This window comes from Pseudoalteromonas sp. AOP7-A1-14, assembly GCF_052376275.1.
In the GTDB taxonomy this organism is placed as follows: Bacteria; Pseudomonadota; Gammaproteobacteria; order Enterobacterales; family Alteromonadaceae; genus Pseudoalteromonas.
This window is the reverse complement of record NZ_JBQSVO010000034.1, coordinates 22,559-29,745: the sequence shown is the minus strand read 5'-3', so window position 1 is coordinate 29,745 and position 7,187 is coordinate 22,559. Positions and strand designations below refer to the sequence as shown.

Below are 7,187 nucleotides of genomic sequence, written 5' to 3'. Positions count from 1 at the left end.
CAAACAAATAACTGATGTTCGCTAGTAGCAAACACAGACGCCTCATTTTGGTCAAAGTGAATGATATCTGAGATTAACCGACTAGAAGATTTTTGCATTCCTTGTTCCTTTGCTTTTTTCGCTCACAATTTTGTAATTACCAACACCCATAAAACAGTATTGTCTGACCATATCAGCATAAGGCAGCCACAACTAAAACTTAATGTAAATGATAATAATTACCAATTTCAATTACATTAGTCCGTTTTTTCTTCTTCGTCAAGCAGTTCGTTACACATTGATAAAGATAAGTAATTGACTCATTACGCTATAAACTATTATTGTGCGGGGATTCAAATACAGCAGCAGTCACTAGAAAACTTATTAAATTTATATTTTCCTTCCTGAATGTAACCCTTTAACTGTAGCGAAAGTATTCCTAAGTAACTTTCTGTTCTAGGCGTAAAATCTTAATTAATGCAATTGTATTAACTATCACCACCTACCATTTCAAATGATAATTGTTTATAATTTTATTTGTATTAATAAAATTCGACTTTCTGCAAATTTTATAATCAGCTTTTTTAACGTACACTCAGCTTTAGTTATGGACGTAATACAATGATTAGTAAAAGGTTTCCTTGGCCAATGCTGGCCAGTATTTATATTTCTCAATACATAGGTATTGCTTTTATTCTGTCAGCAGCAGTTGCCATTCTACGGCAACAAGGTGTGCCGCTAGATAAACTCGCATTGCTAAACCTAGCAATGGTGCCGTTAGCAGGTAAAGTTTTTTATGCCCCGTTAATCGATAAATACCGCTGCTATTTTCAAGGTCAATATCGAAGCTGGCTAATTGTTGCTCAAGCGGGTATGACATTACTGTTGATACTCACTGGGATGATGAATTTAGAGCATCAATTTAGCTGGATATTTGCTGCATTGATTCTTTACATGTTTTTTATGAGTGTACAAGATGTTTCTGTTGATGGTTTATCCTGTAAATTATTCGACGCCGACTCACGCAAGTGGGCCAGTAGTATCCAGTTTTCGGGTAATTTATTAGGCAACATTATTGGTGGCGGGCTGATACTGATGTTGTATCCATGGTTACACTGGCATGGTTCATTATGGCTTTTGGCTGGGTTAACGTCTATTTCGTTAATGCAAATACTGTTATTCACTGAACCGGAGCAATCAGCTACTAAGGTAAAACATATTGATTCAGGGAACCTATTGCGTGATGTCTATCGTTTTATAAAAAGCCAGCGTCGATGGTTTATGCTATTAGCTGTATATCCCATTGGTTTCACTAGCGGTTTTGCCATATTAACGCCATTATTAATCGATGCAGGGTGGCAGCTGGGTGAAGTCGGATTCATAACCAAAGTATTTGGTTCAGCAATAGGCGTCGTATCGGCCCTATTTGCAACAACGGTAATCACTCGCTTAGGACGTATTAAGGCATTATTAGCTATTACCCTAACACAAGCATTAGGCTTAGCTTTTATTATTCCAATAACAATGGGTTATACTGATAAGTTAACAGTTTATACTGCCGTTACAATTTATTTTATTGGCTTTCCAGCATTGCTTGTGACACTTTCAACCATGATCATGGACAAAGCTGCGATCACTCACCGTAAAGCCACATTTTTTACCTTACAATTTAGCTTTGTGTCTTTAATGGGATTTATTTATTCTGCCATTAGTATGGCATTGGCTAAATATGTTGGTTATAGCATCATTACTATTGCTGGCGTAATACTAACTTTCGCAGTTGCAGTACTAGCTTGGTTTGCTCTAGTGCGGAAAAATAATGATAACGAATATTCTAAAATCCACGTAGAAAGTAGTCTCTCATGAGCATAAAACCCTTACTCTTAACTAGGTTTCAATATGACAATAAACTTATTCTGTCTACCTCCCGCAGGAAGTAGTAGTACTTTATATGCACCTTGGAAAAAACAAGCAACCAACAATATCACTATCATACCCGTAGAATATCCAGGGCATGGAGCATTAGCTAAGCAGCCTTTGCTCCAAGATCCTGATACTCTCGCACAGCATGTAGTAGCAGAAATAGAATCTCATCAACAAAGGTCATTTATATTATTTGGTCACAGTGTAGGGGCCGCACTACTTTGGCGTGTAATTGCAGCAATTGAACACACGTCATTATTTAAGCAATTAAAAATGATTATCGTAAGTGGCAGACCTGCACCTAGTTACACTCACAAAATGCCAGCCAAGCGATTACTTAGCAGATCAGAGTTAATAAACTTACTGCGTCGCTACAACAATGTGCCTTCTGAACTATTTAAGAATGAAGATGCAATGGATTTCTTCTTGTCGATTTTACGGAACGATCTTCACCTGAATGATAATATGCTGCAAGATAGCGTTGAAAAAATAAACCGCCCTTTATTGGTTTTCTATGGCAAAGATGATCCAGATATTTCAAGTCACACCCATATGCTAGCTTGGCAGGAATACACAACCCAGTGGTTAGGTTGCTACCCATTAGCTGGAGATCATTTCTTCTTTAATGATCTTAGCTCTCGCAAAGCCATGCTTGAGCAAATTTCGGCCTCATTATCAATGTTAAAAACTTAAATACTTTGTTTGCAACTAAATAATTATAGGGGGGTTCATCGCAATCAGGTGTATTTTTAATCGCTGTTACTTTATAACAGTACTAATGTTGTTTAATAACAAGGAATAAAAATGAAGTTTATTGCCCCTTTGGCGCTCTTAGCGACCGCCAGTTTTGCAAGCTTTGCGAGTCCATCAGAGCAAACTCTACAACTTGAAAACGTATTCGACCTTGAATATGCCAATCAAATTGAAATGACTAACGACGGTAAAACCGTGTATTTTGTTCGTAATCGCATGGATATTAAAAGCGATAGTAAAGTCAGTAATATTTGGTCGGTTAATAGCAGTTCAAAACAACTGCAACCGCTTACCTCTGGCGTGCATATGGATTACTCGCCAGTGCTTTCACCCGATGAAACGCGCTTAGCGTTTATTTCAACGCGCGATGGCAGTAGCCAAATTTATGTCAAATGGCTGAATACCGGCGCAGTTGCCAAGATCAGTAATTTAACCCAAAGCCCTGGCAATTTAACTTGGTCACCGAATGGTAAAAAACTTGTATTTAGTCAGTTTGTCCCCGCTGCCAGCGCAAGCCCAGTGTCTTTACCTGGCAAGCCAAAGGGTGCTAATTGGGCTGAGCCTGCTAAGTATATTGATGATGTTTATTACCGCGCTGATGGTGGTGGTTATACACAAAAGGGCTTTCGCCACCTATTTGAAATTAGTGCCACTGGCGGTAATGCAAATCAGCTGACATCTGGTGATTTTGACCATGGCGGTGCAATCAGCTTTAGTCATGATGGCGCAAGTTTATATTTTTCAGCAAATCGCCATGCAGATTACTTATTTAAGCCAACCAACTCTGAAATCTACAAACTGGATTTACAATCTGCTGAGATCACTCAAATCACCGATAGACTCGGCCCAGATGGCCAACCACAGATTTCACCTAATGGCCGTTATTTGGCCTACACAGGATATGATGATAAAAAAACCAATTACGAAAATACGCAATTATATATTCGTGATTTAAAAACAGATAAAACACAAAGTCTTACAGCCGACTTAGACCGCAGTGTTGCACAAATAAAATGGGCTGATGACTCAAAAGGACTTTACTTTGCTTTTGATAGTGAAGGACAAACTACTCTCGCCTATCAACCACGTAGCGGCAAACGTAAGCTGTTAACTAAAGACATAGGCAGCGTATCATTTGGCCGCCCATATTCGGGTGGTGATTTTGATGTGAGCGAAGATGGCGAAGTGGCATTTACCTTAGCAAATACTCAGCGCCCTGCCGATATCGCATTTTTAAAGCGCGGTAAAACGCAACCATTAACTCAATTAAATGAAGATGCATTAGCTAATAAAAACCTAGCCAAGGTTGAAGAAATTTGGCTTAAATCAAGTCATGATGATTTAGCTATACAAGGTTGGGTTGCATATCCACCGGGTTTTGATAAGTCCAAAAAATACCCATTAGTACTTGAGATACATGGTGGACCAGTGGCCAATTATGGCCCTCATTTTAGCCCTGAAGTCCAATTGTTTGCCGCCAAGGGCAATGTAGTACTTTATATGAACCCACGTGGCAGTGATTCATATGGTAAGGAGTTTGCGCAAACAATTCATCATAATTACCCAAGTAATGACTTTGATGACTTAATGACTGGTGTAGATGCATTAATTGCAAAGGGCTTTATTGATGAGTCTAAGTTATTTGTCACCGGTGGCTCAGGCGGTGGCACACTAACAGCATGGGTTGTGGGTCATACTGACCGTTTTGCAGCTGCTGTTGTCGCGAAACCGGTTATCAATTGGATCAGTTTTGTACTAACTGCTGACTACTACCCATTTTTTGCTGATTACTGGTTCCCTGGCAAGCCTTGGGATCACATTGCGCATTATATGAAACGCTCTCCAATAAGCTATGTAGGTAATGTTAAAACCCCGACCATGCTATTAACAGGCGAAGTCGATTACCGCACGCCGATATCTGAAACTGAGCAATACTACCAAGCTTTGAAACTACAAGGTGTGGACACGGCAATGGTGCGCATTCCTGGCGCATCGCATGGCATAACTAAACGCCCTTCAAATTTAATGACGAAAGTAGCTTATATTCAGTGGTGGTTTGATAAGCATAGTAAATAGAAATAAGTTAGCGAGTTCTGAGAGTAAAGTTTGCGAGTTTGCGAGTTTGCGAGTTTGCGAGTTTGCGAGTTTGCGAGTTTGCGAGTTTGCGAGTTTGCGAGTTTGCGAGTTTGCGAGTTTGCGAGTTTGCGAGTTTGCGAGTTTGCGAGTTTGCGAGTTTTATCAAAATAAATTTTTAAACGCGGTAGTCAAGTACTTCGTCTCTTTACTCTCGCTAACTTTACTCTCGCTAACTTCCCCTCACTTTTGTAAACCCCCTTTACAAAAAGTGAGTGCTTATTCACATTGAGCAATATTTATATCGGACTTAGTAGGTAAGCTGAGTTAGTAAAATTTCGGTTTATAGCAATTTCAGTCAGTTGAGTTAGTAAAAAATCGGTTTGAGTCACTGTTTATGGCGTTTCAGTTAGTAAAAAAATGGTTTGTAACGACTTTGAGTTAGTAAAAAATCGGTTTATATCGCTTAACTAATAAGAATAAACGACACTATTTATCAATAATCCCCCTTCTAAAGAGTAAAATCAGCTCTAACAGGCCAAAATCAGTAGAGGATACAAACCACTCCCCTCGCTTGATGAAATTCTGATCCAAAAAAGCTTCACTTAATTAAACTCTGATCTGAAAAGTTAGAGCCTAGACTCCTGCTAGTAAAATAGTGATCTGAGTTAGCAAGTTAGCAAGTTAGCAAGTTAGCAAGTTAGGTTACGCTTAAAACTCCGCTATGCACAAGCTTATTCATTTAGCTATGCACGAAAAAAGGGCCTTGCGGCCCTGGTAACATTGTTGATAGGAATCTAATTGTTGCTACATCATATTAAAATTGATTCATGGTGTTGGCTTCACCACCGGCTTTAAGCGCATTTTCACCTGAGAAGTACTCTTTATGCGTATCACCCATATTAGAGCCCGCTAGATCTTGGTGCTTCACTGACGCTTGCTCACGACGAATTTCTTGGCGCTGTACATCACGTACATAAGCTAGCATTCCTAAGTCGCCGAAGTAGCCTTCTGATAGAATATCAGTACTTAACGCGGCTGTATGGTACGTTGGTAAAGTAATTAAATGATGGAAAATCCCTGCTTCACGTGCGCCATCGCGTTGGAAGTTTTGTACTAACACATCGGCTGCTTGTGCCAATTCAGTATTATCCATTTCGGGTGCCATCAACGCTTTATTATCATCGATACTTGGGTAAGCAGATAAATCTTTACCTTCATCTAACCATTCTTTGTATACCTGCTCACGGAACTTAAGTGTCCAGTTAAATGACGGTGAATTGTTATAAACTAGTTTTGCATCGGGCACTTGCTCTTTAACACGATTAACCAGTTCAGCAATTTGTTTTACATGTGGCTTTTCGGTTTCAATCCACAATAAATCGGCGCCCGACTGCAAACTAGTAATACAATCAAGTACTACACGGTCTTTTTCGGTACCTTCACGGAATTGAAACAGACCATTATCAAGGCGTGTTGGCTTACATAGCTTGCCGTTAAGCTTCATTGCCGTATCACCTTCATTTAAATCATCAACACCATTGATTGATGTGGTTTCTAAAAAGGCATTATATTGACTAGCAAGGTCGCCGGGCGTTTTAGATACTGGCACTTTTTGCGTGAGGCTTGCACCTAATGAGTCTGTACGCGCTACAATAACGCCATTCTCAATGCCTAACTCTAAAAATGCATAACGCACCGCGTTAATTTTTGCTAAAAAGTCTTCATGTGGCACAGTTACTTTACCGGCTTGATGGCCGCATTGCTTAGCGTCAGATACTTGGTTTTCGATTTGAATAGCGCAGGCACCCGCCTCAATCATTTTTTTAGCTAATAAATAAGTAGCCTCTTCGTTACCAAATCCTGCATCAATATCTGCAATGATGGGCACGACATGGCTTTCGAAGTTATCGATTTTATTTACGATAGGCTGCACATCATCGCCACTTACTTTAGCGTTATCTAGTTCTTTATACAGATGATCGAGCTCTCGTGCATCAGCTTGTTTTAAGAAGGTATAAATCTCTTCAATTAACGCCGGCACTGAGGTTTTTTCATGCATACTTTGATCAGGTAGTGGACCAAATTCAGAGCGAAGAGCAGCCACCATCCAGCCGCTTAAGTATACATAACTGCGTTTAGTCGTTTTTTGATGACGTTTTATAGCCATCATCATCTGCTGGGCAGTAAATCCATGCCAACAACCTAACGACTGTGTGTACTGGCTAGTATCAGCATCATATGCGGCCATATCTGTGCGCATAATATCAGCGGTGTACTGCGCTATGTCAAGCCCTGTACGAAAACGATTTTGTAAACGCATACGGCTTGCGTACTCAGGGTTAATTGACTGCCAAGTTTTACCTTGAGTTTGACAAAGTGTTGCTAGGTTATCTGTTTCACGTTGATATGTTGTCATAATAAAGTCCTTTGAACGGCTGTTGTTTATTTATACATTT

At 39.8% G+C, this 7,187-nt stretch carries 4 protein-coding genes; 3 read left to right on the top strand and 1 reads right to left on the bottom strand.

Annotated features, from left to right (window positions below):
• Nucleotides 1-600: 600 nt before the first annotated feature.
• The 3 genes from ACT3RM_RS07580 (at nucleotide 601) to ACT3RM_RS07570 (ending at nucleotide 4,731) form a co-directional block, all read left to right on the top strand.
• Nucleotides 601-1,845 carry an MFS transporter gene (locus ACT3RM_RS07580; RefSeq protein ID WP_441834303.1) on the top strand — a complete coding sequence of 415 codons (1,245 nt, stop codon included), beginning with the start codon at nucleotides 601-603 and terminating at the stop codon, nucleotides 1,843-1,845.
• Between the two features lie 33 nt (nucleotides 1,846-1,878).
• Nucleotides 1,879-2,595, top strand: coding sequence for a thioesterase II family protein (locus ACT3RM_RS07575; protein WP_441834304.1), 717 nt, complete (start codon nucleotides 1,879-1,881; stop codon nucleotides 2,593-2,595).
• Nucleotides 2,596-2,706: 111 nt separating this feature from the next.
• Entirely contained in the window at nucleotides 2,707-4,731 is a 2,025-nt protein-coding gene (locus tag ACT3RM_RS07570) for a S9 family peptidase (RefSeq protein ID WP_301562756.1), read from the top strand.
• A gap of 814 nt (nucleotides 4,732-5,545) precedes the next feature.
• On the opposite strand, the gene ACT3RM_RS07565 is transcribed toward ACT3RM_RS07570, so the two are convergent.
• A complete protein-coding gene (locus ACT3RM_RS07565) occupies nucleotides 5,546-7,147 on the bottom strand; it encodes an isocitrate lyase (protein ID WP_441994756.1) in 1,602 nt (533 codons plus the stop codon).
• Between the last annotated feature and the right edge of the window lie 40 nt (nucleotides 7,148-7,187).

Bases quoted from the DNA above. Each gene is read 5' to 3' on its own strand.
- ACT3RM_RS07565 (WP_441994756.1), bottom strand. From the start codon at position 7,147: ATGACAACATATCAACGTGAAACAGATAACCTAGCAACACTTTGTCAA.
- ACT3RM_RS07580 (WP_441834303.1), top strand. From the start codon at position 601: ATGATTAGTAAAAGGTTTCCTTGGCCAATGCTGGCCAGTATTTATATT.
- ACT3RM_RS07575 (WP_441834304.1), top strand. From the start codon at position 1,879: ATGACAATAAACTTATTCTGTCTACCTCCCGCAGGAAGTAGTAGTACT.
- ACT3RM_RS07570 (WP_301562756.1), top strand. From the start codon at position 2,707: ATGAAGTTTATTGCCCCTTTGGCGCTCTTAGCGACCGCCAGTTTTGCA.